At 73.8% G+C, this 22,866-nt stretch carries 21 protein-coding genes, 2 tRNA genes and 2 pseudogenes; 14 read left to right on the top strand and 11 right to left on the bottom strand.

All coding sequences use genetic code 11. The features are described from left to right. Positions 1 to 137 precede the first annotated feature (137 nt). The gene (locus tag E6W39_RS21125) at positions 138 to 689 is read right to left on the bottom strand and encodes an FHA domain-containing protein FhaB/FipA (protein ID WP_141634855.1); all 552 of its coding nucleotides are present in this window, start codon (positions 687 to 689) and stop codon (positions 138 to 140) included. A gap of 11 nt (positions 690 to 700) precedes the next feature. Continuing rightward, positions 701 to 1,563 (bottom strand): annotated as a pseudogene (locus E6W39_RS21120) (FhaA domain-containing protein). A 428-nt stretch (positions 1,564 to 1,991) separates the two neighbouring features. Here E6W39_RS21120 and E6W39_RS21115 point away from each other — a divergent pair. Together E6W39_RS21115 and E6W39_RS21110 are read left to right on the top strand one after the other, a co-directional pair. After that, positions 1,992 to 2,075 (top strand) — tRNA-Leu (locus E6W39_RS21115). 169 nt (positions 2,076 to 2,244) lie between these two features. After that, positions 2,245 to 2,328: transfer RNA gene (locus tag E6W39_RS21110), tRNA-Leu, on the top strand. A 71-nt stretch (positions 2,329 to 2,399) separates the two neighbouring features. Here the strand turns inward: E6W39_RS21110 and E6W39_RS21105 are convergent. Together E6W39_RS21105 and E6W39_RS21100 are read right to left on the bottom strand one after the other, a co-directional pair. Continuing rightward, complete coding sequence (locus E6W39_RS21105; protein WP_141634854.1) at positions 2,400 to 2,594, bottom strand: hypothetical protein; 195 nt, start codon at positions 2,592 to 2,594, stop codon at positions 2,400 to 2,402. Positions 2,595 to 2,625: 31 nt separating this feature from the next. After that, positions 2,626 to 3,162 carry a potassium channel family protein gene (locus E6W39_RS21100; protein WP_228718267.1) on the bottom strand — a complete coding sequence of 179 codons (537 nt, stop codon included), beginning with the start codon at positions 3,160 to 3,162 and terminating at the stop codon, positions 2,626 to 2,628. Positions 3,163 to 3,256: 94 nt separating this feature from the next. On the opposite strand from E6W39_RS21100, the gene E6W39_RS21095 reads away from it, so the two are divergent. From E6W39_RS21095 to crcB, 4 genes are read left to right on the top strand one after another with little or no spacing between them, the layout of a single operon-like run. Beyond that, entirely contained in the window at positions 3,257 to 3,916 is a 660-nt protein-coding gene (locus E6W39_RS21095; RefSeq protein ID WP_141637868.1) for an MOSC domain-containing protein, read from the top strand. A 3-nt stretch (positions 3,917 to 3,919) separates the two neighbouring features. Continuing rightward, entirely contained in the window at positions 3,920 to 4,345 is a 426-nt protein-coding gene (locus tag E6W39_RS21090; RefSeq protein ID WP_181799376.1) for a fluoride efflux transporter FluC, read from the top strand. Next, entirely contained in the window at positions 4,342 to 4,683 is a 342-nt protein-coding gene (locus E6W39_RS21085) for a DUF190 domain-containing protein (RefSeq protein ID WP_141634853.1), read from the top strand. Before E6W39_RS21090 ends, E6W39_RS21085 begins: the two co-directional genes overlap by 4 nt. Continuing rightward, positions 4,680 to 5,054, top strand: a complete 375-nt coding sequence (gene crcB, locus E6W39_RS21080; protein WP_141634852.1) for a fluoride efflux transporter CrcB — start codon at positions 4,680 to 4,682, stop codon at positions 5,052 to 5,054. Before E6W39_RS21085 ends, crcB begins: the two co-directional genes overlap by 4 nt. A gap of 30 nt (positions 5,055 to 5,084) precedes the next feature. Here the strand turns inward: crcB and E6W39_RS21075 are convergent, their stop codons facing one another. After that, positions 5,085 to 5,459, bottom strand: coding sequence for a hypothetical protein (locus E6W39_RS21075; RefSeq protein ID WP_101380647.1), 375 nt, complete (start codon positions 5,457 to 5,459; stop codon positions 5,085 to 5,087). A 160-nt stretch (positions 5,460 to 5,619) separates the two neighbouring features. Between E6W39_RS21075 and E6W39_RS21070 the strand changes: the two genes are divergently transcribed. After that, positions 5,620 to 6,321 carry an alpha/beta fold hydrolase gene (locus E6W39_RS21070; RefSeq protein ID WP_141634851.1) on the top strand — a complete coding sequence of 234 codons (702 nt, stop codon included), beginning with the start codon at positions 5,620 to 5,622 and terminating at the stop codon, positions 6,319 to 6,321. 45 nt (positions 6,322 to 6,366) lie between these two features. On the opposite strand, the pseudogene E6W39_RS21065 reads toward E6W39_RS21070, so the two are convergent. Next, a pseudogene (locus E6W39_RS21065) lies at positions 6,367 to 7,478 on the bottom strand (MFS transporter). A 273-nt stretch (positions 7,479 to 7,751) separates the two neighbouring features. Here E6W39_RS21065 and E6W39_RS21060 point away from each other — a divergent pair. After that, the gene (locus E6W39_RS21060; RefSeq protein ID WP_228718266.1) at positions 7,752 to 8,567 is read left to right on the top strand and encodes a hypothetical protein; all 816 of its coding nucleotides are present in this window, start codon (positions 7,752 to 7,754) and stop codon (positions 8,565 to 8,567) included. A gap of 36 nt (positions 8,568 to 8,603) precedes the next feature. On the opposite strand, the gene E6W39_RS21055 is transcribed toward E6W39_RS21060, so the two are convergent. Together E6W39_RS21055 and E6W39_RS21050 are read right to left on the bottom strand one after the other, a co-directional pair. Beyond that, positions 8,604 to 8,951 (bottom strand): chaplin, encoded by a 348-nt coding sequence (locus E6W39_RS21055; RefSeq protein ID WP_141634849.1) that lies wholly within the window; start codon positions 8,949 to 8,951, stop codon positions 8,604 to 8,606. Positions 8,952 to 9,162: 211 nt separating this feature from the next. Continuing rightward, positions 9,163 to 9,825, bottom strand: coding sequence for a response regulator (locus E6W39_RS21050; protein WP_141634848.1), 663 nt, complete (start codon positions 9,823 to 9,825; stop codon positions 9,163 to 9,165). 184 nt (positions 9,826 to 10,009) lie between these two features. Between E6W39_RS21050 and E6W39_RS21045 the strand changes: the two genes are divergently transcribed. Both E6W39_RS21045 and E6W39_RS21040 read left to right on the top strand, forming a co-directional pair. Beyond that, complete coding sequence (locus tag E6W39_RS21045; protein ID WP_181799374.1) at positions 10,010 to 11,848, top strand: phosphatidylglycerol lysyltransferase domain-containing protein; 1,839 nt, start codon at positions 10,010 to 10,012, stop codon at positions 11,846 to 11,848. Positions 11,849 to 12,121: 273 nt separating this feature from the next. After that, positions 12,122 to 12,874, top strand: a complete 753-nt coding sequence (locus E6W39_RS21040) for a hypothetical protein (protein WP_228718265.1) — start codon at positions 12,122 to 12,124, stop codon at positions 12,872 to 12,874. Between the two features lie 89 nt (positions 12,875 to 12,963). Here E6W39_RS21040 and E6W39_RS21035 read toward each other — a convergent pair whose 3' ends face one another. Then, positions 12,964 to 15,621: a SpoIIE family protein phosphatase gene (locus E6W39_RS21035; RefSeq protein ID WP_141634847.1), complete on the bottom strand. Its 2,658-nt coding sequence runs from the start codon at positions 15,619 to 15,621 to the stop codon at positions 12,964 to 12,966. A gap of 345 nt (positions 15,622 to 15,966) precedes the next feature. Between E6W39_RS21035 and E6W39_RS21030 the strand changes: the two genes are divergently transcribed. The 4 genes from E6W39_RS21030 to E6W39_RS21015 are packed head-to-tail and all read left to right on the top strand — an operon-like array spanning position 15,967 to position 21,496. Next, positions 15,967 to 17,205, top strand: a complete 1,239-nt coding sequence (locus E6W39_RS21030; protein WP_141634846.1) for a rhodanese-like domain-containing protein — start codon at positions 15,967 to 15,969, stop codon at positions 17,203 to 17,205. Positions 17,206 to 17,251: 46 nt separating this feature from the next. Then, positions 17,252 to 17,971 carry a DUF5819 family protein gene (locus E6W39_RS39545; protein ID WP_181799373.1) on the top strand — a complete coding sequence of 240 codons (720 nt, stop codon included), beginning with the start codon at positions 17,252 to 17,254 and terminating at the stop codon, positions 17,969 to 17,971. Then, positions 17,971 to 19,266: an HTTM domain-containing protein gene (locus tag E6W39_RS21020; protein WP_141634845.1), complete on the top strand. Its 1,296-nt coding sequence runs from the start codon at positions 17,971 to 17,973 to the stop codon at positions 19,264 to 19,266. Before E6W39_RS39545 ends, E6W39_RS21020 begins: the two co-directional genes overlap by 1 nt. Before the next feature lie 10 nt (positions 19,267 to 19,276). Continuing rightward, entirely contained in the window at positions 19,277 to 21,496 is a 2,220-nt protein-coding gene (locus E6W39_RS21015; protein ID WP_141634844.1) for an FUSC family protein, read from the top strand. A gap of 12 nt (positions 21,497 to 21,508) precedes the next feature. Here the strand turns inward: E6W39_RS21015 and E6W39_RS21010 are convergent, their stop codons facing one another. Together E6W39_RS21010 and E6W39_RS21005 are read right to left on the bottom strand one after the other, a co-directional pair. After that, on the bottom strand, positions 21,509 to 22,279 hold the full coding sequence (locus E6W39_RS21010; RefSeq protein WP_228718264.1) for a TrmH family RNA methyltransferase: 771 nt from the start codon (positions 22,277 to 22,279) through the stop codon (positions 21,509 to 21,511). Between the two features lie 70 nt (positions 22,280 to 22,349). Then, a complete protein-coding gene (locus E6W39_RS21005; RefSeq protein ID WP_141634842.1) occupies positions 22,350 to 22,814 on the bottom strand; it encodes an SAM-dependent methyltransferase in 465 nt (154 codons plus the stop codon). Positions 22,815 to 22,866 lie beyond the last annotated feature (52 nt).

The following is a 22,866-nucleotide window of genomic DNA, read 5'->3' as shown; positions in this document are numbered from 1 at the left end:
CGCGCGCCGTTCAACGATGAGCTCGCTCCGCTCGCTCATGCGGCGCCCGCTCCCCTCTGTTCCTCGCACAGGGCAGCGGCAGCGGCCGCGCTGCCTTCCCGGCTGCTCATGGACGGGGTGCTGTCCCTCATGCGCTACTACTTCCGCAGTTCGATGACGGTCCTGCCGATACGGATCGGCACGCCGATCTGCAGCGGCATCGGCTGTGTCAGCCGCTGACGGTCCAGATACGTGCCGTTGGTGGAGCCTAGATCCTCCACGGTCCACTGCCCAGTCTGGTCCGGGTAGATCCTGGCATGACGCGAGGAGGCGTAGTCGTCATCGAGGACGATGGTGGAGTCGTGGGCGCGACCGAGCGTGATGACCTGGCCCTGGAGCGCGACGGTGGTTCCGGCCAGCCCGCCCTCGACCACCACCAGCTGGGTGGGGGCGACCCGGGCGGCCCGGCGGCCACCGGACTGCGGCCCGGCGGCCGGGCCGGCGCTCTCGCGGGGGCCGGGCTGCGGGCGGGCCGGTGCACTGCTCGCGGCGACCGCGGGTGCGGCCGCGCCGGCGGTGCGGCGGCCGATCCGGCTGGTGCCCTTGGCGCCGAACAGATCGCTGCGGATCACCTGCACCGCAACGATCACGAACAGCCACAGCACAGCCAGGAAACCCAGCCGCATGACTGTCAGAGTGAGTTCGGACACCGCTGCTCGCCCTACCCTTCGACCTGTCGGTAGATGATCGTCGTGGAGCCCACGACGATCCGCGAGCCGTCGCGGAGCGTAGCGCGCTGGGTGTGCTGCCCGTCCACCACGATGCCGTTGGTCGACCCGAGGTCGAGGACCATGGCCGGGTTTCCGGGGCGGATCTCGGCGTGCTTGCGGGAGACTCCGGGGTCGTCGATCCGCACGTCCGCCTCGGTGGAGCGGCCGAGCACGCAGGCGTTGCCGGTGATCTGGTGCCGGGTGCCGTTGATCTCGATCCAGCGCCGGGTGCCGACGCCGGTGCCCGAGCCGGGGAACGGGCGGACGTTGCCACCCGCGGGCGCGGCCGGCGCGGCGGGGGGAGCGCTCGGGGCCAGCGGCGCCGAGCCCGCGTACGTCGGCTGGCTGCTCTGCGCCCAGCCCGCGCCGGCCGGCTCCGGCGAGCCGTAGCCGGGCTGCGGGGCGGGGGCTGGTAGGCGGCGGCCGGCGGCTCCGGGGCATCGCTGGCGAGGGTGCGGCTGCGCACCCGGTAGAGGCCGGTGTCGAGGTCGTCGGCGCGCTCCAGGTTCACCTGCAGCGGGCCGAGGAAGCTGTAGCGCTGCGCCTCGGCGTACTCCAGCACCATCCCGGCGAGCTCCTGCCCGAGCTGCCCCGCGTACGGGCTGAGCCGCTCGTGGTCGTGCGGGCTGAGCTCGACGATGAAGTCGTTGGGCACGACCGTGCGTTCCCGGTTCCAGATGGTGGCGTTGTTGTCGCACTCGCGCTGCAGCGCACCGGCGATCTCCACGGGCTGGACCTCGGACTTGAACACCTTGGCGAAGGTGCCGTTCACGAGACCCTCAAGTCGCTGCTCGAACTTCTTCATCACTCCCACGGGGCACCCCCTTCCAAGGGCTCTCGGGCTTCCTTCGGGCCCGGGGCCCGATTGCGGTACTTCCGTACTGATCGTATCCACGCCGCGGCCATCTGTACGGTTCCCCGGCCATGTGGTGGCGGGGCGTGGGATGACCCACATCGGCCATGGGGCGTGCAGGGACAGGTACCCCTGGCCGGGGGTGGTCATCCGCGGCTCACCCGTTCGTCTCCGGCGCCCCGCGGCCGCTCCGGTGGCGGGGTCCGCGGAGCTGTGCAGGCGGGGGCCCAGGGATGGATTCGTAGGTTCGGCCGGGGCCGTGCTAATGTTTTCCACGTCGGAAGGGGCGCCCGAGAGGGAGCTGAAACCGGCCGAGTGGGAAAGAAGCGGGTCCAAACCGATTCGACCTCACCCGGGCGATCGGCTAGCATCTTCGACAACACCCAGATGCGCGGGTGGCGGAATAGGCAGACGCGCTGGATTCAGGTTCCAGTGCCCGAAAGGGCGTGGGGGTTCAACTCCCCCCTCGCGCACAACCGGAAGCCCCGGTTCGGAGAAATCCGAACCGGGGCTTCTTGTATGTCCGGGCGGCGGCAGCTTGATCCCGTGTCGGCGGCCCGCCGGGGCGATCCGGCCTCGCCGGCCGGGCCGGCGTCGACTGCACCCCGGCGAATCGGCTAGCATCTTCCACAACACCCAGATGCGCGGGTGGCGGAATAGGCAGACGCGCTGGATTCAGGTTCCAGTGCCCGAAAGGGCGTGGGGGTTCAACTCCCCCCTCGCGCACAACCGGCAGGCTCGGTTCGGAGAAATCCGAACCGGGCCTGCCTGCGTGTGCGGGGCGGTGCGGGAAAGGATCAGGAATTGCCGCGTTCCTCGGACGGGGTGTGCGGCAGGCTGATCCCGTGGCTGGCGGCCAGTCGGAGCAGCCCGGCGATCCGGCCCTCGCAGGCCTGCACACCGTCGAGGTCGCCGTCGTCGGCGGCCTTGGCCAGATCCTCGCGGGCCGCGGCCAGCTGCGCGCGGAGCTCCTCTTCGAACATCGCGGTCACCTGACCAGCATGTGCCGGGGGTGCGGATTCCTCAACCGTGGCCGGATCTGTCGTCGGCATGGCGGCCGCTGCCGATCCGGCGGCGGGCCCGCTGGCCGAGCGCGGTGAAGCCGGCCGCCAGGAAGACCAGCGTGTAGACGATCTGCACGACCACCACCACCCGGGACGACTGACCGGTTGCGACGATGTCGCCGTAGCCGACGGTCGCCATGGTGACCACAGTGAAGTAGAGCGCGTCCAGCCGGGTCTGCAGCCCGGAGAACTCCCCGGGCCGGCGGGCCAGCACGAAGTAGGCGGCGGAGAAGGCCACCAGGGTCAGGATGGAGACGGCCAGGATGGCCAGGCCCGGCAGGCCCTGGTCGCTCTCCCGCATGATGAGGGCGATCTGGTGGACCAGCAGGGCGGCCAGGGCGGTCAGGAACACCAGGAAGACGGTCCAGCTCAGCACCGGGTGCTCCGGGCCGAAGGAGCCCAGGGGCACCGTGAAGTAGACGGTCAGCAGGGCGGTGGGGCAGACCACCAGGACCAGGAAGGCCAGCAACGGGGAGCGGCGGTGCGGCGGGGCCATGCTCTCCACCTTGGTCCGAGTCGGGTCCGGCGGCCCGGTCTGCTGCGCCGTCCGGGCCTGGGACGGTTCCGGTCGGCCGGGTAGCGTGAGGGGTATGGAACCGCAGCCCGTCATCCGCTCCGTCAACATCGGGACCGCGCGGCCGACCGAGTTCTCCGCGCCCGGGGTGACCGGGATCGACAAGCGCCCGGTGACCGGTCCGGTGGCGGTCGCGGCACCGGCGCAGGGCAGCGGTGTGACCGGTGACACGATCTGTGATCCGCGCCATCACGGCGGCCCCGATCAGGCGGTGTACGCCTATGCGGCCGAGGACCTGGCCGACTGGGCGCTGGAGCTGGAGCGGGAGCTGCCGCCCGGGGTGTTCGGCGAGAACCTGACCACCGAGGGCCTGGACGTCAGCGGCGCGCTGATCGGCGAGCGCTGGAGGATCGGGGACGCGCTGCTGCTGGAGGTCTCGGCGCCGCGGATCCCGTGCCGCACCTTCCAGGGCTGGCTGGGCGAGCAGGGCTGGGTGAAGCGGTTCTCCGAGCGGGCCCGGCCGGGTGCCTATCTGCGGGTGGTCGAGGCAGGGCCGGTGGCCGCCGGGGACGCGGTGCGGGTGGTGCGCCGGCCGCAGCACGGGCTGGACGTGGCCACCGTCTTCCGGGCGGTGACCCTGGAGCCCGCGCTGCTGTCCCGGCTGCTCCCGGTGGCCGAGCTGCCGGAGAAGCTGCGGGACAAGGCCCGGCGGCGGGCCGGGGCGAAGGCGGACTGAGCGATGGCGGAGCGAATCGCGGCGGTGGCGCAGTACCAGGCGGTGGCGGTGGTCGCGGTCGGCGGTGTGCTCGGCGCCGAGGCGCGGTACGGACTGGGGCTGCTGTGGCCGACGCCGGGTGCGGCCTTCCCCTGGACCACGCTGCTGATCAACGTGGTGGGCTGCCTGGTGATCGGGGTCTTCCTGGTGGCGATCACCGAGGGGCGGCCGGCCCACCGGCTGGTCCGGCCGTTCTTCGGCACCGGCGTGCTGGGCGGCTTCACCACCTTCTCCACCTACTGCGTGGACGTGCGCCGGCTGCTGGTCGGCCATCATCCGCTGCTCGCGGTCGGCTATCTGACGGGCACCCTGCTGGCCGCGATGGCGGCGGTGGCGGCGGGCGCGGCCGGCACCCGCTGGTGGCTGGCCCGGCGCGGGGGTGCGCGATGAGGTGGGGCGGGCCGGCACTGCGGCTGACCGCACTGGTCGGGGACACCGACCTCTGGCACCATCGGCCGCTGGCCGGTGAGATCGTGCGGCGGGCCCGCGCGGCCGGGCTGGCCGGCGCCTCGGTCTTCCACGGGGTGGAGGGCTACGGCGCCGGGCGGGCGGTGCACTCGGCCGGGCTGCTCTCGATCAGTGACGGGCTGCCGGTGGCGGTGGTGATCGTGGACCGGGCCGAACGGGTCCGGGCGTTCCTGCCCCAGCTGGACGAACTGCTGGGCGGCCGGGGGCTGGTGACGGTGGAAGAGGTGGACGTGTACGGCGGGCCGGAGGCCGACGGGTGAACGGGGCGGTACTGGTGGCGGTGGGTGCCGTGGTGGGCGCGCCGCTGCGGTTCCTGACGGACCGCGCGGTGCAGGCGCGGTACGGCTCGGACTTTCCGTGGGGCACCCTGGCGGTGAACGCGCTCGGCTCCCTGGTGCTGGGGCTGGTGACCGGGGCGGTGGCTTCCGGGGCGGCGTCCGGGCAGCTGCAGCTGCTGGTCGGCACCGGGTTCTGCGGGGCGCTGACCACCTACTCGACGTTCAGCTACGAGACGCTGCGGCTGCTGGAGACCGGCGCCCGGGGTTGGGCGGCGGCCAATGTCGCGGTCTCGCTGGTGGTGGGGATGGCGGCGGTGTACGCGGGCGCCGGGCTGGCCGGGCTGCTGTTCTGACGGCCCGCCCGGTCCACTCGACTGGTTCGGTCAGACGGTCAGCCCGCTCTCCACGCGCCGGATGTGATGGCGTGCCATCGCCAGGTTGGCGCGGGAGCGGTCCAGCACCAGGTAGAGGAAGAGGCCCTCGCCGCCCGCTCCGGTGAGCGGGCGGATCAGGTGGTACTGGTGGGTCAGCGTGGTGAGGATGTCCTCCATCGCCTCGCCGGTGCGGCCCTGCAGCTCGTTGGCCCGCAGGGTGGCCCGGACCAGGTCGGTGCTGCCGGCCGCGGCCAGGGTGAGGTCCAGGTCGGCGGAGTGGCCCAGGGTGCCCAGGGCCATGCCGCTGCCCATGTCGACCAGGGCCGCGCCCAGGGCGCCGTCGATGGTCAGGGCCTCCTTGAGCGCCGTCTCGACTCCGGCCATCGGGTACCTCCAGGTGCGGGTGAGGTGATCGTGCTGTTGATCACGAGGGTAGGGAGATGGCGGGTGCATGCCGGGCGACTGATCGGTATTGACTGATAGTTGTCCGGGCCTGCCGGAGATCGTCCGTGCAGGGTCGACTGATGGCAGGAGGAGCCGGGTGATGAGGCTGCGGTGGAAGGTCCGGTCGGCCGGGGCGCGCGCGGTGGTGCTGGTGCTGCACGGCGGTCGGGAGGCCGATCTGGCGCCGGCCCGTCCCTGGCAGCCGGCGGCGGTGCGGATGGCGCCGTTCCTGCGTCCGCTGCGCCGGGCCACCGCGGGCGGAGCGGTGGCGGTCGGCCTGGTGCGCTACCGCCACCGGGGCTGGAACGGGGACCGGGCCGACGCCGCCCAGGACGTGCTGGCCGCACTGGACGCGGTGGCCGCCGAGTGCGGGCCGGTGCCGGTGGTGCTGCTCGGGCATTCGATGGGCGGTCGGGCCGCGCTGCGGGCGGCCGGGCACCGGGCGGTCACCGGGGTGGTCGCGCTGGCCCCGTGGTGCCCGCCGGACGACCCCTGCGAGCAGCTGGCCGGCCGCACCCTGGTCACCCTGCACGGCGACCTGGACCGGGTGACCGACCCGGCCGCCACCCTGGCCTTCGCCGCGCGGGCCCGGGCGGCCGGGGCGGCGGTGGCCGGGATCGGGGTGGCCGGCGGCGACCACGCGATGCTGCGCCGCCACCGGGACTGGCACCGCGGCGCGGCCGGCCTGGTGGCCGCGCTGCTCGGGTTGCGGCCGCTGCCCGGGCCGGTGGCCGAGGCGCTGGCGGCGCGCGGGGCGGACCAGACGGGGCTGGCCATCCCGCTGCCGCGCAGCCGCCCCTAGGCCCGCCCGGCGGAGCCTGCTGCCAACCAGCCCTCGGCCGTGCGGCTAGTTGGCGCGGACCGAACGCACGCTCAGGGCCGCCACGGTCCCCACCAGCTGGCTGCCCGCGCCCACCGCCAGCACCGTGCCGGTGCCCAGCAGCCCGGCGGCCGGCCCGGCCAGCGCCAGCCCCACCGGGCCGAGCGCGAAGGCACCCAGGTAGCCGTAAGCGCTCACCCGGGCCTGCAGGTGGTCCGGGATCAGCCGCTGCCAGGCCAGTGCCATGAGGCTGCTGGAGACCGCCGAGGCCAGCCCGCCCAGCAGGGCGGCCGCGCAGACCCAGGGCAGGCCGCTCCGGAACGCTAGCGCGGCCACGGGCAGCGCATAGCCGACCGTCACGATGCTGGAGGTCCGCACCGGGTGGCGCGGGTCGCGGCCGAGCAGCAGCAGTGACCCGGCCACCGACCCGCCGCCGAAGCAGGCCATCACCAGCCCCCAGGCCCGGGCCCCGCCCAGGTGCTGATCGGCGCTGGCCGGCCCGAGCACCAGGAACGGCGCCCAGAGCAGCAGATTGAAGAAGCAGGCCTGCAGACAGGTCACCCACATCCAGCTGCGTGAGCGGAACTCGCTCCAACCCTCGCGCAGTTCGGCGAGCAGACTGGGCCGCCGCCGGGCTGGCGGCACGGTGACCGCTACCCGGCTGAGCGCCAGCAGGCTGACCGCGAAGCTGCCCGCGTCCGCCGCCAGAACCACGCCCGGACCAGCCCAGGCGGTCAGCACACCGGCCAGGGCCGGGCCGGCCACGTTGCTGGTGGAACGGGCCAGCGTGATCAGTGCGTTGGCCTGGGGCAGGTGCTCGTCGGCGGCGATCCGCGGGATCAGGGCGTTCAGCGCGGGGTGAACACCGCCTCGCCGACCCCGCCCAGCGCGGCCAGCGCGAGCAGCAGCCCGAGCGGTCGGTACCCGGTGATCAGGGCGGTGGCGAAGGCGCTCTGCGAGACGACGCGCACCGCGTCGGCGACCAGCATCACCCGGCGGCTGCCCAGCCGGTCCGCCGCCGCGCCGCCGACCAGCAGCATCAGCACCACCGGCACGATCCGGGCGGTCAGCACCCAGCCGAGGGTGTCGGCCCCGCCGGGGCCCGGCAGCAGCGCGAAGGCCAGCGCGACCGGGGCCATCGCCGAGCCGAACAGCGAGGTGGCATAGCCGGGCAGGAACCAGCGGAAGTTCCGTTCCCGCCTCAATAAGGACATGGCGGAGCGCACCCCGCGGGCCCGTCCGGGCCCGCGGCGCTCCTTCAGCGCGGTGGTCATGGGCAGCAGCGTGCCGCGCGCAAATGCCGGCGCACAAGGGTTTCGCGACCGAAAACTGAGTTATTCGGCATCAATTTCTGACTATGCTTCAAATGGCGCAGTAAATCGGCGCTGAGCTGGGAGAAGAGGGGATTTCCAGTGAATGATTTACTGCGGGAACCGGTGGAGTACTCGGTTGCGGTGGAGCACTATCTGACGGCTGCTCGGCTCTCCGAGGGCTCCCGGCGGGTGTACCGGATCGCGCTGGCGACCTGGGCCTGGGCACTGGCCGGCCGCACCCCGCCGGTCGGCGAGGGGCGGCGCCGGGCGGCCCCGCCCGTGCTGCCGCTGGCCCTGCTGGACGATCCCCGGGCGGCGCGGCGGCTGCGGTCGGCGGTGGCGGCGCGCGCCGCCGAGCCGCGCACCGTGAACCGGGAGCTGTCGGCGCTGCGCGGCGCGATCGGCTGGTGGCGGGCCCAGGGCTGGCTGGCCACCGACCCGCTGGCCGGCCAGGCGGCGGTCGAGCGGGCGGTGGAGAGGGCCCCGCTCACCGAGGCGCAGGTGCGGGCGGTGCTGGCGCTGCCGGCGCCGTTGCGGGACCAGGTCTGCTGGCATCTGGTCCATGAGTCGGGGGTGCCGCTGGGGCGGATCCTGGCGCTGGACGTGGACGACATCGACCGGTCCGGGCGGCGCGGCCGGGGTCGGGCGGCCGATCTGAGCTGGGGTGCCGGCACCGCCCGGCTGCTGCCGCTGCTGCTGGTCAGCCGGGCCGGCGGGCCGCTGCTGCTGACGGACCGCCGGGCCCCTGCGACGGTGCCGGCGGCCGACCGCTGCCCGCTGACCGGGCGCGGGCGGCTCTCCTACCGGCGGGCCGCCGAACTGTTCACGGCAGCCACCCGGGAGCTGGATCCGGCGGGCCGGGGGTGGACGCTGGGCCAGCTGCGGCGCGGACGGCGAACGGCCGGCCCCGCCTGAGTGGCGGGACCGGCCGATGCCTGCGCACGGGGTCGGTCAGTCGTCGTCGTCGCCGTGACCGTGGTCGTGGTCGTGGTCGTGGTCGTGGTCGTGGTCACGCCCGTGGTCGTGGTCGCGACCGTGCTCGTCGTGGTCGCGCCCGATGTCCCCGTTGATGCAGGTGTTCCCGAACGACGGGCTGAGCAGGCTGATCACGCCGATCGAGTTGCCACAGATGTTGATCGGGATGTGGATCGGGATCTGGACGTTGTTGCCGGACAGCACGCCGGGCGATCCGATCGCGGCGCCCTCCGCGCCAGCGTCGGCCGCGGCGGCTCCGGCGCCACCGAGCACGAGCGCGCCTGCGGCGCAGCTCAGCACCAGAGCCCTGCGGAAGTCCTTCATGGGTGTTCTCCAATTCCTTGCGGATCGAACGAGTCATAGGTAGAGCACCAGCGACCGGAGTTGGCCGAAAGTGTTCCCCTGGTCACTCTTCGTCTTGGAGTCCTGTTTGGCGCGCCACACCGCCCACTAGGGGCATCCAAGTCACCCGCACGGCGCAGCCGCGCCACCGGCCGGCGAAGGCGCCGACCGGTGGCACGGGCCCGGTGGCCGGTCAGGGCCGGGCCGGGCGGACCAGTCCGGCGCGGTGGGCGATCACGGCGGCCTGCACCCGGTTCGCGGCCCCGAGCTTGCCGAGGATCGCGCTGATGTGGTCCTTGACGGTGCCGGTGCCCAGCAGCAGCCGGTCGGCGATCTCGGCGTTGGCCAGCCCCTCGCCGAGCAGTGCCAGCACGTCCAGCTCGCGCCCGGTCAGGGTGCGGACCAGGGCGAGCGCATCGGCGTCCGGCCCGCCGCCCTCCACGTAGCCGCCGATCACCGTGCGGGTCACCGCGGGCGACAGCATCGAGCCGCCGGCCGCCAGCACCCGGACGGCGTGCACCAGCTGGTCGGGCGCGGTGTCCTTGAGCAGGAAGCCGGCCGCTCCGCCGCGCAGCGCGGTGCCGATGTACTCGTCGGTGTCGAAGGTGGTGAGCATCGAGACGGCCGGCGGGTCGGGCAGGGCGCGCAGCAGCCGCAGCACCGCGAGGCCGTCCAGATCGGGCATCCGGACGTCCAGCAGCACCACCTGTGGCTTCAGCCGGCGTGCGCACTCCTCGGCCTCGCCGCCGGAGCAGGTGCCGACCAGCTCCAGGTCGGGCGCCGAACCGACGATCATGCCAAGGCCCGAGCGGACCAGCAGCTCGTCGTCGACGATCAGCACGCGGATCGGTTCCACTGCTCCTCCTCTGTCCTTCCCACGGGGACGAGCCTAGGGCCAATGGCGGTTGCCACCCCCGCCGATCGGCGGGGGGCGAATCCACTGGCCGCAGCACGCGCTCGGTAGGGCGGTTGAGCCACGATTGATGACGTGCCACCAGGTGCGGATGCGCCCCTGGACCTGATCGTTTGGAATTGATCCCGTGTCCTCCCCCACCAAGCAGCCGGCCCCGGCTGCTTCGGCCGCGCCCCGCCGGAGTCTGTCGGCCCGGCTGCGGCCGCTCGCCGCCGCCGGCACCGTCTGGTACCTGCGGCTGATCGCGCTGCTCAACCTGGTGGCGGTGGTCGCCGTGCCGTTCCGCCAGACCGTGCGGCACCACTCCGAGGGGCAGTTCTTCACCCCGTACCTGATGACCGCCGGCCTGGCCGCCGCCGTGCTGTCGCTGTTCCTGGCGGTGGCGATGCGGCGGCGCAAGCGGGCCGCCTGGATCTTCAACTTCGGGCTCGGCGGGCTGACCTTCCTGACCTATGCGCTGGCGCTGGGCGTGCCCGGCGCGGACCACTACAACCGGCACGTCTTCAACTACTTCTCCGCCGTGCTGACCGGCCTGTTCATGCTCTGCCTGGTGGTCGGGCGCAAGGAGTTCACCTCCAAGGGCGACCGGTCCAACCCGTGGATGGCGGCCGCCACCTTCGTCGCCGGCCTGCTGCTCGGCGGGCTGGTCGGCTCGCTGCTGGTGGACGCCAACAACTCGCTCTCCGGCGCCGGCTTCGGCGACCGGTTCGGCTATGCGATCGCCCGCATGATCACGGTGACCCCGTCGGACCGGGTGATGGACGTGATCGACGTGCCGAACTGGGTCAACACCTTCATCAACGCGATGGGCGCGGTGCTCTTCCTGCTGGTGCTCTACGTGGCGTTCCGCAGCCCGCGCGGCAAGGAGCTGCTCACCCCGGAGGACGAGACCCGGCTGCGCGAGCTGCTGGCCAAGCAGGGCGAGCGGGACTCGCTGGGGTACTTCGCCACCCGGCGCGACAAGGCGGTGATCTTCTCGCCGTCCGGCAAGGCCGCGGTCACCTACCGGGTGGTCGGCGGGGTCTCGCTGGCCTCCGGCGATCCGATCGGCGACCCGGAGGCCTGGCCGGGCGCGATCGAGCTCTGGCTGGCCGAGGCCCGGGAGCACGCCTGGGCGCCGGCCGTCACCGGTGCCTCCGAGGAGGCCGGGATGATCTACGCCCGGCACGGCCTGGACGCCCTGGAGCTGGGCGACGAGGCGATCGTGGAGCTCGACGAGTTCTCCATGGAGGGCCGCGCGATGCGGGTGGTCCGCCAGGCTTACAACCGGGTCAAGCGGGCCGGCTACACGGTGCGGATCCGGCGGCACGAGGACATCCCCGAGCAGGAGATGGTCGAGTTGCTGAACCGGGCCGACCACTGGCGGGACGGCCAGACCGAGCGCGGCTTCTCGATGGCGCTGGGCCGGCTCGGCGATCCGGCCGACGGGCGCTGCGTGATGCTGGAGTGCCATGACGGGGACGGGGAGCTGCGGGCCCTGCTGAGCTTCGTGCCGTGGGGCGAGAAGGGCCTGTCGCTCGACCTGATGCGCCGGGACCGGGAGTCCGAGAACGGCCTGGTCGAGTTCATGGTGATCGAACTGCTGGAGAAGGGCCGCAAGGAACTCCAGCTGGAGCGGGTTTCGCTGAACTTCGCGATGTTCCGCTCGGTATTCGAGCGCGGCTCCCGACTCGGTGCGGGTCCGGTGCTGCGGTTGTGGCGCTCGATTCTCGGCTTCTTCTCCCGCTGGTGGCAGATCGAGTCGCTGTACCGGGCGAATGCCAAGTACCGGCCGATCTGGGAGCCGCGCTATCTGCTCTTCGAGAAGAGCAGCGAGCTGCCCCGGATCGGCATCGCCAACGCCCGTGCGGAGGGCTTCATCACCGCACCGAGCCTCCCAGCGCTCTTCCGTCGCCGGCATCGGCGGCCCGCCGTCCCGTCGGCGCCGCCGCCGGCGCCCGCGGCGGAAGGCGACGGGAAGGGGTAGCCCTCCGCCGGGGGGCGGAGGGGGACCGCGACGAGTGGTCCCTGAGGGGGAGCCCTTAGGGGAGCCCGTGGTTTGGTGCGTCCCCGATTAGGGCAGCCCCCGACCTTTGAATGTGTGCCATCCCACCTGAGGATGACGCTCGAATCGGTATGGAGGGCGATTCGGTCGTTGTTGGAACTGCCTAGGCTTGAGAACGACTCCAAGTGAGCGGAACTGGCTCGGGATCGGGCTTGATCGGGAACCGCAATTCGTGAACGGAACAGAGAGGCTGTCGTGAATCAGAAGGCCCACGCGGGGGACGTGCGGCAGGGGCGGTCGGGGCTGATCCGACGCGCCGTTGTTGCCGAGTGGGGAACCCTCTTCGGCACCGTCTGGGAGTCGGTGCGCACCAAGCGGCTCGCCGCCGTGCCACTGGCGGTCGGTGCGACGCTGCTCATCCTGCTGTTCGACATCGCCCAGCAGCTGCCGCACGGCCAGCGGGTGGTGAACCAGCTCGGCGGGGTCAAGGCCGGGCAGCCACTGGACCTCTCGCTGCTGCGCACTCCGCTGTCGCTCTTCGTGCCGGCGCTCGATCTGCCGGTCTGGGGCGCGCTGGTCCAGGTGCTGGTGGTCTTCGGGATCGCCGAGATCGTGCTGGGCCGCCGGGCCACCCTGGTGATCGCCTACGCCTGCACGCTGGCCGGCACCCTGTTCGCCCGGATCGGGGTCGCGCTCGGCCGCGACCACCTGCCGGGCCTGTCGCCCGCGCTCGCGCACGTGCGGGACACCGGCCCGTCGGCCGCCGTGGTGGCGCTCATCCTCTGCGTGGCGTGGAAGACCCGGGCCCGGGTCACCGCGGTCGGGGTGTTCGTGGTGATGGCCGTCGAGGTGATCGCGATCCCCAACCTGGCCGGGATGGAGCACATCGTGGCGCTCTGCACCGCGGTGCTGCTGCTCGCCGTCGGCAAGCTGTTCGGCGGCTACTGGTCCCGGGTGCTGGACGGGGTGGGTGCGGCCCACCTGTTCGCCAAGCAGCGGACCGCCTGAACTCGGCCGCCGCCGGCCGACCGATCGCCGGCCGGCGGCAGTGACCCGCTCGGCCGGCGCCCCGCTGAACCGGACCGGCCGCCGGCCGGTCAGTCGCGCGGCAGCGCCTGGTAGCCGCGCGGCAGCGACTGCTCGAACCAGACCACCTTGCCCACCGCCTTGCGGGCCGTGCCCCAGCGCTCGGCCAGCTGGCTCACCAGGTTGAGGCCGCGCCCGTTCTCGTCCATCGACTCGGCCGGCACCAGCGAGGGCAGGTTGTAGTTGTCGTCGCTGACCTCCACCAGCAGCTTGTCCACCCGGATCAGCTGCAGCTGCACATAGTCCCTGGCCACCCGGACCGCGTTCGTCACCAGCTCGCTGACCAGCAGCTCGGTGGTGTCGCCGAGCGCGCTCAGCCCCCAGGCGGCGAGCCGCTCGCGGACCAGCAGGCGGGCCCGGCCCACCTCGGCGGTGTCCACGGCCAGCGTCCAGGTCGCCACCTCGGTCTCCGCCACCCCGTCGAACCGGGCCACCAGCAGCGCCACGTCGTCCTTGCGGTCGTCGCTGTGCAGCCGGTCCAGCACGGTGTCGCAGGCCTCCTCCGGACTGCGCCGCGGATCGATCAGGTTGCCGCAGAGCGCGGCCAGCCCGGCTCCTATGTCGCCACCGCGCACCTCGACCAGCCCGTCGGTGCACATCACCAGCATCGAGCCGTCGCTGACGTCGATCTTCTTGGCCACGAACGGCACCCCGCCGACCCCGATCGGCGCGCCGGCCGGGATCTCCAGCAGCTCACCGGTGCCGTCCGGGTGCACCAGCACCGGCGGCACATGGCCGGCGCTGGCCAGCTCGCAGGTGCGGTTGATCGGGTCGTAGACCGCGTAGAGGCAGGTGGCCAGGTGGTCGTCGCCGATCTTCTGGGCCAGGTTGTCCAGGTGGCGCAGCAGCTGCCCGGGCGGCAGGTCGAGCGCGGCCAGGGTCTGCATCGCGGTGCGGAACCGGCCCATCGCGGCGGCCGAGTGCAGCCCGTGCCCCATCACGTCGCCGACCACCAGCGCCACCCGGCTGCCGGGCAGCTGGATCGCGTCGAACCAGTCGCCGCCCACCTCTGCCCGGCGGTCGCCCGGCATGTAGCGGTGGGCGATCTGCACGCCGGGGATCTGCGGCGGCCGGCTCGGGATCATCGAGCGCTGCAGGGTGGTGGCCACCTTGGACTCGGCCCGGTGCAGCCGGGCGTTGTCCAGCGACAGCGCGGCCCGGGCGGCCAGCTCCAGCAGGGTGGCGGCGTCCGACTCGTCGAACGGCGCCCGGTCCGGCAGCCGCAGCAGCTTGAGGATGCCCAGCACGGTGCCGCGCGCGGACAGCGGCAGCACCAGCATCGAGCGCCCGGAGACCACCGGGACCAGGCCGGGGCCGCCGCCCAGCGCCGCCGCGTAGTCCACCGCGATGTCCGCGTCGACCACCGGGACCAGCACCGCCTGGTTGCGCTGCAGCGCCATCCCGGGAGGGGTGGAGCGCGGCATCGCCAGCAGCGCGCCCTCGTCCAGCACGTGCCCCCACTCGTCGCCGGCCCGGTGGAAGCTGCGGGCCACCCGGCGCAGCATGGTGTCGTCGTCCGGCTGCTCCTCGGGCAGTTCGGCGTCCGAGATCAGCCGGTCCAGCAGGTCCACGCAGGCGAAGTCGGCGACCCGGGGCACCAGCACCTGGCAGAGCTCGCGGGCGGTGGTGTCCAGCTCCAGGGTGGTGCCGACCTTGGAGCCGACCTCGTTCAGCAGGGTCAGCTGCTCCCCCGCCTGCCCGTTGGTCAGCAGCTGGGACAGCTGCTCGGCGCCGTCCCGGGCGTGGCCGTTGGCGCCGGTCGAGGCCGCACCACCGCGCGGGGCCGGCACCGGCGAGGCCGGGTCGGGGCAGGGCTCGCCGGCCGGGTCCGGGACCACCCGCAGGGCAGGCGAGCCGCCCGCCGCGCTGACCCGCTGCTGGGCGGTCGGATAGCGCCGGCCCAGCCCGGCGGCCAGCGCCGCCACCCCGGCGGTCTGCGGCTCGTAGGGGACCACCGGCAGCCGGGTGCCGGCGTCCACCCAGAGGGCCGGCACCCCGGCGGCGGCCACCTGGCGCAGCAGCAGCCGCTGCCGGGTCGGGCTGATCCGCGGCAGCAGCGGGGCGAGCGGCCCCGCACCGCCCGGCGTGGCCGGGCCCAGGGTGGCCGAGATCCAGTGGAAGGCGCCCTGCCCGGCCTCGGCGGCGGCGTAGGGCATCAGTTTCCGGCCGATCGCGATCCGTGGCCCGCGGGCCCGCAGCGGCCGGGCGTCGGCGGCCAGCACCAGCAGGCTGCGGCCGTCCGGCTCGACCAGCGGATAGGCCCACCAGAGCACCGAGCGGGCCCGGTCCTCCCGGTCGGTCACCGGCATCAGGCCGGCCCAGGCGCCGCTCCTGGTCAGGTCGTCCAGGGTGTCGAAGGCGTCGCAGCGCCGGGCGGCCGGCAGCGGCGGCCCGCTGGCGATCCGTGGCTCCACGGCCGGCAGCAGGCCGCGGGCCGGCCGGCCCTGCACCGCCCCGGTGCGGTGGCCGAAGAGCTCCTCGGCCGCCCGGGTCCAGAGCGCGATCCGGCCGTCCGGGTCGATCAGCACGGCCGCCAGCCGCACCATGGCCACCACACCGGCCGGCTGCTGCCCGGCCGCGCTCGGCTCCGCGGTGGTCGGCGTCAACGCGCCAACGGCACCGATGAGTTCGCTGGGGGTGTCCACTGTGGAGTTCGGGTCATCCGCCATGGGGTTGCTATCGCTCCCGCCTGTCCGGCCGCGCTGGGGCCGCCACCTGTGCGGCTGTCAGGTCTCCGCGTCGCTGTTGCCGCTCCCAGCGAAGCACGGACGGACCGGAGACCGGTACCGAAACCGCCAGATTGCTCAGTATCAGTTGCGTGTCACCCAGCGTGCGCCGTCTCGCACGGTCTGTCCATCAATTCCTGACCTGAAATCGCTGTACTCGGCGCCCCGCGCGCCCCCGGGTAGGCTCGGCCGGGTGGATGAGCGAGGCGACGTGAGCGAGCAGAGCGACGTAATCGCCGAGGGGTGCGCGTGGGCGGCTGCCCTCGTCGGGCTTTGCGGGGTGGGCGCATGAGCACTCCCGTGCAGTGGTTCGACCCCGAGTTGGCGCTCCTGGAGGAGCGGGTCGCGGCCACCGAGCTGGCCTGGCTGACCCTGGACGTGGACGTGGCCACGCTGCGGGTGGAGATCGACAACTTCGCGTTGATCCACCATGAGCGACTGGGCCCGCTCTACGCCCGGCTGGACGAGCTGGAGGCGCTGGTCGCCGAGGCGCGGGCGGCCCGCACCGGCGACCCGGAGGACGTCCGCCGGGCGGCCGAGGCCCGCCAGGTGGTGGCCGAGCTGCCCGACCTGGACGCGCTGTTCGCCGACATCCGGGAGGCCGAGGCGGCCCGGTCCGAGCCGCGCCCGCCGAGCGAGCCGCAGGTCTCCCAGCCGCCCCGCCGGGTCCGTCCCGACAAGGAGGCGCAGCGGCTCTACCGGGAGCTGGCCCGCGCCGCCCACCCCGACCTGACCACCGAGCCGGCTGAGCAGCAGCGCCGCTCGGAGTTCATCGCGCGGGCCAACGAGGCCTACGGCCGCGGCGACACCGCGGGGCTGCGGGCGCTCGCCGAGGAGTGGTCGACGGCGCCCGAGGCGGCCCCGCACCCGCAGGCCCCGGAGCGCGGCCAGTGGCTGCGCCAGCGCCTGGAGTGGCTGAGCGCCCGGATCGGTGAACTGGCCGCCGAGCAGGTGCGGTTGGAGTCCAGCCCGATGGGTTCGCTGCTGGCGCTGGCTCCGGGCGAGCCGGAGCAGCTGCTCACCGAGCTGGCCGACCAGCTGCTGGCCACCGCCGCCGAACGGCAGCGCGAGCTGGAGCAGTTGCTCGGCGCAGCCTCCCCGGCCGGCGGTCACGCCAGGCACAATGGGCCCTCCTCCCGTCTTCGGCCGGAGGACCCCCAAGCGGCGCACCAGCCACCGTCACCACAGGAGACTTCGAGCATGTTCCAGCAGATCCCCACCGTTCTGGTCGAGACCGTTCCCGCCGGTGCGGCGCTGATCGACGTGCGCGAGCAGGACGAGTGGGACGCCGGGCACGCCGAGGGTGCGCTGCACCTGCCGATGAGCCAGTTCACCGCCCGGCTCGACGAGCTGCCGGACGGCCCGCTGTACGTGGTGTGCCGGGTCGGCGGCCGCTCGGCCCAGGTGGTGCAGTACCTGGTGGCGCAGGGCCGGGAGGCGTTCAACGTGGACGGCGGGATGTTCGCCTGGGAGCAGGCAGGGCGCCCGCTGGTGTCCGGCTCGGGCGACCAGGCGTACGTGCTCTGACCGGCTTCGCGCGGGCCGCAGCCGACCAGACCGGAGGGGGAGTCCATTGGGGGAGCTGAGCGGGGCGGCCGAGCCGGAGCCGGAGCCGAGCGCTGAACCCGAGCCGGCGCCCGATCCCGAGCCGGCGCCGGCGCCGGCGCCCGGGGCCGGGCCGCGGGCCTGGTCGCTGCCCGCGCTGGTGGTGCTGTCCGCCGCCGGGGTGGCGCTGCTGTCGGCCACCGCGGTGCTGCTGGGCGCGCTGCTGCTCAGCAACGCGCCGCCGAACTCGCTCTCGCAGCGCTACCAGAACCAGCTGAACGGGCTGGTCTATCCGGAGTTCGAGCAGAACTGGCGGCTGTTCGCGCCGGATCCGCTGCAGAACAACATCAACGTGCAGGTCCGGGCCCGCAGCGCGGTCGGCGACGGCGGCTGGGTCGACCTGACGGCGCAGGACATCGCCGCGATACGCGGCAACCCGTTCCCCAGCCACGCCGAGCAGAACGAGCTGCGCCGGGCCTGGGACTTCTACGACACCACCCACGACGACCGGGACATGCCGACCGCCGGGGTGCGCAGCGCGCTGGCCGACGACTACCTCAAGCGGATAGCGCTGCAGCGGCTCGGCCGGACCTCGGGCGGGGCGCCGATCACCGGCATCGAGCTGCGGGCCGACACCGTGGCGGTGGCCCCGCCGCCGTGGTCCACCGACCGGCCGGCCGCAACCGGGCCGCAGCTGCGCGAGCTGCCCTGGTGGTCGGTGTCCGACCAGGATTACGCGGGGTTGTGATGAGCAGTCAGGAGACCGGTCGCCAGGACACCGGCCGTGCCGAGGGCGAGCGCCAGGAGCTGCTGTCCGGCATCCCGCGCCAGCCCGGTCCCATCGAGCCCACCGGCGCCACCGCGCCGCCGCCGCTGTCCGCGGCGGCCCGGCCCGGGGTGGCCGAGCAGCTCGGCACGGCCGCGGCGGCCGCCTTCGCCGCCTTCACCGGCCGCCCGATGGCCCGCTACCAGGCGGCCGTGGTGCGGATCGGCTTCGCCCTGGTGGTCCTGCTCCAGCTGCTGCGCGAGTGGCCCAGGCGCCGCGAGCTGTACGGCGACCGGTCGCCCTGGAGCCTGGATCTGGCCCGTCAGCTGGGGCAGCAGACCCATGCCTTCTCGGTGCTTGAGTGGCAGGACGGCCGCTGGTGGTTCGAGGGCTGCTACGCGCTGACCCTGCTGGCCGCGGTGCTGCTGCTGCTCGGCTGGCGCACCAGGTTCAGCTCGGTCGCCTTCCTGGTCGGGGTGCTGTCGGTGCAGAACCGCAGCGTGCTGCTCGGCGACGGCGGCGACAACCTGGTCCATCTGATGGCGATCTACCTGGCCTTCAGCCGGTGCGCCGAGGTCTGGTCGCTGGACGCCCGCCGCCGGGCCCGGGGCGTGGGCCCGGGGGTGTCCGGGCCGGTGCTGTGGATGCTGGCTGCGGGGCTGCTGGGCCGGGCGCAGCTGGCCGGCCGGATCTCCTGGTCGGCGGCGGGCGGCTGGGCCGGCCCCGGGTGGGCCGCGCTGTTCTGGACGCTCTGGGCGGTGGCGGGGATCTGGTGGGCCGTCAACCGGTGGCGGCCGGCCGGCGAGGCCCGGGCCGTGCTGGACGCGCTCGGCAGCATGGTGCACCACTGCGCGATGTTCATGATCGGCGCCCAGGTGGTGCTGGTCTACGCGACGGCCGGCCTCTACAAGGTGCAGGGCTCGCGCTGGCAGGACGGCACGGCGCTCTACTACCCGCTGCACCTGGACTACTTCACGCCCTGGCCCGGGCTGTCGGCACTGCTCGGCTCCAGCGTGCTGCTGGTCTTCCTGCTCTCCTACGGCACCGTGCTGCTGCAGGTGGCGTTCCCGTTCACGCTGGTGAACCGCAGGCTGAAGAACGTGCTGCTGGCCGTGATGGTCGTGGAGCACCTGGGGATCGCCGTGCTGCTCGGCCTGCCGCTCTTCTCGCTGGCGATGATCGCGGCGGACGCGGTCTTCCTGCCCACCGGGCTGCTGCTCTGGTTGGGCCGAAAGGCGGGTGAGTGGTGGCCGGGCAGCCGGCCGCGTCCCGCCTAGACTGTCCGTTATGCCCTGGCTCGATGCGCTTCGTCACACCAGCCGGGCCGCGCTGGAGGTCGAGCGGCAGTTCAACGAGCCCAAGCGGGCGGCTCGCGGGGCGTTCGCGGTGGCGCTGGTGCTCTTCCCGGTGCTGGCGATCGGCGGGCCGCGGCCGGCCACCTCGGCCGCGACGGGCGCCTTCATCGCCGGGATCGCCACCTTCCAGCGCAGCTTCCGGCCGCGGCCCTCACTGGCCCTGGCCGCCGGGATCGGACTGGGCGTCAGCACCTTCCTGGGCTACCTGGCGGTAGGGGTGACCGGGTTGTTCCTGCTGGTGCTGGCCGTCTGGTCGTTCGCCGCCGGGCTGGCCTGGTCGATGGGCCCGACCGCCGGGGTGCTGGCCGCGAACACCGTCACGGTGATGCTGGTGGTGGTCCAGCTGCCGGTCAGCGTGGGGACCGCGGTCGGCCACGCCCTGCTCTGCGCGCTCGGCGGCGCGGTGCAAGCCCTGGTGATCATCGTGCTGCCGCTGCGCAGCTGGGGCACCCACCGGGACGCGCTGGCCGACGCCTTCGCCGAGCTGGCCCACTTCGCCCGTCGGCTGCGGCACGACCCGCGGGCCGCCCTCGATCCGGAGCCGCTGATGGAGGCCCGGCACGCCGAGGCCCTGACGCCCTGGCAGGAGCGCCGCCGGCCACCGGAGCTGCCCGGGCTGCGCGCCATCGCGGAGCGGATCCGGCCTGCCCTGGTGGCGATCGCCGAGGTGGAGTTCGGCCGGGTCATCGAGCCGCTGGAGCCTCTGGAGCCGACCGACGAGCCGGAGGACCCGGAACTGGCCGAGGTGGAGGCCCGGCTGTCGGCCGCGGCCGAGGCGGAGAACGAGGCCGAGTACGACCGCTCCCGCGAGGTGCTGGCCGGCGCCGCGCAGATGCTGGACGCGCTGGCCAGGGCGGTCCGCACCGGCGACCCGGTCGCCTATCCCCGATCGGCCCCCGCGACGCTGGCGCCGTCCGGTCGGCAGGCGCTGCGCGGCCCCGCACTGCGTGCCGCCCGGCTGCTGACCACCCTGCTCGGCCGGGCCGCCGAGGAGCTGGAGCGCAGCCGGGAGACCCCGCTGACCGGACCGGTGGCCGGCCATGACGGGGTGCTGCGGCGGCCGGGGCTGGCCCGGATGGTGCCGGTGGCGATCCGTACCGGCTGGCGGCAGATCCAGCTCGGCACCCCGGTGCTGCACCACGCGATGCGGCTCTCCGGGGTGGTCACCGTCTCCTACCTGCTGGCCAAGCTGACCGGGCTGCACCACAGCTACTGGGCGGCGATGACCGCCGCCATGGTGATCCGTCCGGACTTCCGGCAGACCTACAGCCGCGGCGTGGCCCGGGTGCTGGGTACCCTCACCGGCGTGGTGGTGGCCACCGCGGTGGTGGAGCTGGCCCACCCCGACGACTGGGTCTCCTGCGCCCTGGCGGTGCTCTTCATGAGCTTCGCCTACCTCCTGCTGCCCACCGGCTATGCGGTGATCACCACCTGCATCTCCGGCTACGCGGTCTTCCTGCTCAGCCTGGTGTCGGGCAGTGCGCTGGCGAACGGCTGGCAGCGGGTGGTGATGACGCTGCTCGGCGGTGCGGTGGCGCTGGTCGCCTATGCGCTCTTCCCGACCTGGGAGACGGTGCGGCTGCCGGAGCGCACCGCCGAGTGGATCGCGGCGCTGGGCCGGTACGCCGCGGCGGTGCTGGCCGGCTACGGCGATCCGGCCGGCCGGGACCCGCGCATCGTACGGGCCGCGCTGCTGGCCACCCGGGAGGCCCGGGCGGAGTTCCTGCAGGCCCGGGAGCGGGCCGCCGCCGAGCCGGTGGCGCTGGCCGACCGGCATCCCCAGCTGACCCGCAAGCAGCTGGGCCGGGCCCGCGAGGCGCTCTCCTACCTCTCCCGGGTGGGGCTGCTGATGGAGGCCCACCTGCCGGGAGCGGCGGCCGAACCGGTGCCGGGGGCGGGCGAGTTCGGCGCGCTGCTGACCGAGGCCACGGCCGCCGCCGGGGCCGCCGTGCTGACCGGCGGTTCGGTGGACTTCACGCCGCTGCGGGCCGCCTACCAGGAGTGGGAGGACGCCGAGATGCCGGCCACCGACCTGGAGTTGGAGTACAGCCACCGCGGCACCAGCGAGCAGCATGACGTGGTCCGCTCGGGCTGCCGGCTGCTGCTGGCGGCCCTCGGCGAGTTGGAGCGGGCGCTGCGGCCGCGCAGCTGAGCCGACGGACCGTCAGGACGACCGGGTGTGGGACATCCAGTGGAACAGCCCCATGCCGACCGAGGTGGCCAGGTTGAAACTGGAGACCTGGGGGCGCATCGGAATCGCCAGCAGGCCGTCGGCCCCGGCCCGCAGCTCCTCACAGACGCCGTGCCGCTCCGAGCCGAACACCAGCAGCGCGTCGTCGGGCAGCACCACCGAGCGGATGTCGTCGCCCTCGGGGTCGAGCACGAAGCGCGGGCCGGCGGGCAGCCGGTCGGTGGGCAGCCGGGCCACGTTGGTGGCGAAGTGCAGTCCGGCGCCGGCCCTGACCACGCCCGGGTGCCAGGGGTCCACGTCACCGGTGGTGACCACCCCGGTGGCGCCGAAGCCGGCCGCCAGCCGGACCACGGCGCCGATGTTGCCGAGGTTGCGCGGGTTGTCGAGCACCACCACCGGGGCGCGGCGCGGCAGCGCGGCCAGCCGGTCCAGCACGGCGTCCAGGTCGGGCCGGACGGCGAGCGCGGCCACCCCGGTCGGGTGCGGCCGGGGCACCAGCTCGCGCAGCACGGCGGGCGGCACCGCGGTGGCGGCCGCCAGGATCCGCTCGGCCACGTCCGGCGCCAGCTTCTCGGCGAGCACGGCCAGCCCGGCCGCGTCGGCGGTGAGCACCTGGCGGACCTCGCCGCCGAACCGCAGGGTGTGCTTCAGCGCGTGGAAGCCGTCGATCAGCAGGCTCTCCGGGCGCTCGGCCGCCGCCCGCCAGCGGCGCACGGCGAGGTCGGGGTCCTGAGGACTGGTCATGTCTGCATCGTCGGTCATGCCGAGCACTCTCGCATGACGCCGGCTCGGGGCCTCATCGGTACTCGGGGCCTCAGTAGTACTGGCGCATCAGCTCGGTCGCCCACTCGGGCTGCGCGGTGTCGCCAAGCGGGCCGAACTCGGCCATCCAGGGCTTGAGGTCCAGCACCGGGGTGCCGGCCACCGCGTCCAGCCCCTGGACGTGCACCTGCAGGCCGTCCACCTTCAGCAGGCGGCAGCGGGAGACGCCCAGCCGGTTGGGCCGGTTCTTGCCGCGCTGGGCGAAGATCCCGACCTCGGGCCAGTCCGGGTTGCCGCGCGGCCGGCGGGCGGTGGTCTCGATCTTCTCCGGCGCCACCTTGTGGAAGTGGAAGACCACCTCCAGGTGCGTGAAGGCGTCCAGACCGCGCAGCGCCTCCTCGGTGTACCGGTCGCCGTCCAGCTCGATCACGGCGGCCACCCGGCCCCAGTCGTCGTCCTCCACCTCGGTGCGACCGCCGACCACGGTGCCGATCGGCTCCAGCTCCACCAGGCTCATCGTTCCCCTGCGCCTCGTCGTTGCCGACGATCATGCCGCATCGGTTCCGCCC

Origin of the sequence: Kitasatospora acidiphila (genome assembly GCF_006636205.1) — a bacterium.
In the GTDB taxonomy this organism is placed as follows: Bacteria; Actinomycetota; Actinomycetes; order Streptomycetales; family Streptomycetaceae; genus Kitasatospora; species Kitasatospora acidiphila.
Note: the sequence above shows the minus strand (reverse complement) of the source record. Positions and strands in the feature narration are given on the sequence as shown.